Annotated in this window: 2 protein-coding genes; both read left to right on the forward strand. The window is 77.7% G+C overall.

Annotated features, from left to right (window positions below; translation table 11 throughout):
• A partial coding sequence (locus tag ACFXA3_RS42895; protein ID WP_385197039.1) for a VWA domain-containing protein occupies positions 1 to 699 on the forward strand: 699 nt, incomplete at its 5' end.
• The coding region (locus ACFXA3_RS42900) for an SWIM zinc finger family protein (RefSeq protein WP_385197042.1) at positions 696 to 1,101 on the forward strand (406 nt) is incomplete at its 3' end. The genes ACFXA3_RS42895 and ACFXA3_RS42900, both read left to right, overlap by 4 nt.

A 1,101-nucleotide genomic window follows, 5' to 3' on the forward strand; every position in this document is an offset into this window, starting at 1 on the left:
GCGCTGTCCACCCCGCTGCGCCCGGCGCTCTCCGGACTCGCCACCCCGCGCCCCACCCACCGCCCCGGCGGCAGGCTCGACCTGGCCCGCACCCTGCGGGCCAACCTCGCGCACACCCGCCGCCTCGACGACGGCCGGGTGGTCGTCGTCCCGGAACGGCCCGTGTTCGGCACCCGGGCGAGCCGCGAGGCCGACTGGCGGCTGATCCTGGTCGTCGACGTCTCCGGCTCCATGGAGGCCTCGGTCATCTGGTCGGCGCTCACCGCCGCCGTCCTCGGCGGCGTGCCGACCCTGTCCACCCACTTCCTGGCCTTCTCCACCCAGGTCGTGGACCTCACCGACCGGGTCGAGGACCCGCTCTCGCTGCTCCTGGAGGTCCGCGTCGGCGGCGGTACGCACATCGCGGCGGGACTCGCCCACGCACGCTCTCTGATCACCGTGCCCAGCCGCACCCTCGTCGTCGTGGTCAGCGACTTCGAGGAGGGCGCGCCGATCGGCGGACTCCTCGGGGAAGTCCGCGCGCTGGCCGCGTCCGGGGCCCACCTGATGGGCTGCGCCGCCCTCGACGACGCCGGGGCGCCCCGGTACTCGGTCCCGGTGGCCCGGCAGCTCGTGGCGGCCGGCATGCCGGTGGCCGCCCTCAGTCCGCTCGCCCTCGCCCGCTGGGTGGGCGACCGCCTCCGTGGAGAATCCCGTTGAGTACCGACCTCTTTCCGCCCGTCGCACCCGAGGTCCTCGCCGAGGCCGTCGAGAACCTGACCGCCCGACTCCGCAAGAAGCTCGACGCCGCCATCGAGGGCTGTGCCGCGGGCGCCGTCCGGGCCGACGACGGGAGCGTGAGCGTCCGCTTCGGCGAGGACGCGCTCGTCACCCTCAGGCCGGGCCCGACCGGTGCGATCGCCTCGGCCGAACAGGCCGACTGCACCTGCCTGTTGGCTCCACGCTGCCTGCACCGGGCCGCGGTGCTGGGCGCGGCGCCGCTCGCCGATGCGGCGCAACTGCCCGCGCCGCAGCCGTGGGCGGGCCCGGGGGCCGCGCCGGCGCCCGCGCGCGGGGGCCGGGCCGGCGCCCGGGGCCGCCCCCGCCGCCCCCCCCCGCCCC

The sequence above is a fragment of the Streptomyces sp. NPDC059456 genome (genome assembly GCF_042750055.1).
In the GTDB taxonomy this organism is placed as follows: Bacteria; Actinomycetota; Actinomycetes; order Streptomycetales; family Streptomycetaceae; genus Streptomyces.